This window comes from Oleiphilus sp. HI0086 (genome assembly GCF_001635225.1).
The window spans coordinates 1-742 of sequence record NZ_LWFZ01000068.1 but is presented as its reverse complement, the minus strand read 5'-3'; the positions used below and the strand labels follow the sequence as shown (position 1 = coordinate 742).

The following is a 742-nucleotide window of genomic DNA, read 5'->3' as shown; positions in this document are numbered from 1 at the left end:
GATCCATGCAGGTCTGATGACTGCAAAATCAGGTGGTACCGTCGCAATCCGAATTATTAGAAGCAAGCATGGCTTTAAGGGCTCATACAAAAACGATATCCAGAGTAATAACAGAAACAATCGCTATCAAAAAGGATTTACTTTCATAGCCTTACCTTAGTTTATTCTAAGTCGTCCTCTTCCATCAATGCAGGCTGCTATGAAAAGAGCACTCTTTCTTAAACCGCTAACGCTCTCTAGCATATGTCTGCTCGTCGCTTGTGCAGGCCAACAAAGCAAACCGAATATTGGTGACCAAGCCTGCTGGTTAGAGCAGCCAATAACAGAGGAAAGAATTGGCCAATTCGGCCTAGCCAGAGACCTCTACATTGGTGGCGAGACACCGATAACAAAGAGCCGTAAACGGGCGGTGGCGAGCTTGGCTGACTACCTTGCGGTTAACCAAGATATTGAAAGTGTCTTAGAAAGCGTTAATGACAAAGTAGACTCGGCCTCCTTAAATGGCCAAACCCTATATTTTAGCGATGAGTTTAGCCTAGATGGCTATGCCTACAGCTACGCAACGCTCGACAAAGTAGAGATCTCAAAACAGTGCCCTCCGCAAAGCTGCGATATCTCGGCCTGTCAGCCTGCCTGGCTGTGCACTCCTTCAAAGGGCGATCAAATCGCCATGCTCGGCGTAAGCTACCAGGCAACTAGCCCGGTTGAGCAGCATTATAAATCAATTGAGAATGCCTTGATG

Annotated in this window: 2 protein-coding genes; both read left to right on the top strand. The window is 46.9% G+C overall.

Annotation, left to right across the window (positions count from 1 at the left end; all coding sequences use genetic code 11):
- The first annotated feature begins 1 nt into the window (after position 1).
- Entirely contained in the window at positions 2-160 is a 159-nt protein-coding gene (locus A3756_RS29125) for an LCCL domain-containing protein (protein WP_368664556.1), read from the top strand.
- 39 nt (positions 161-199) lie between these two features.
- Positions 200-742, top strand: a 543-nt coding sequence (locus A3756_RS01120; RefSeq protein WP_156490155.1) for a hypothetical protein, incomplete at its 3' end; no start/stop codon positions are given.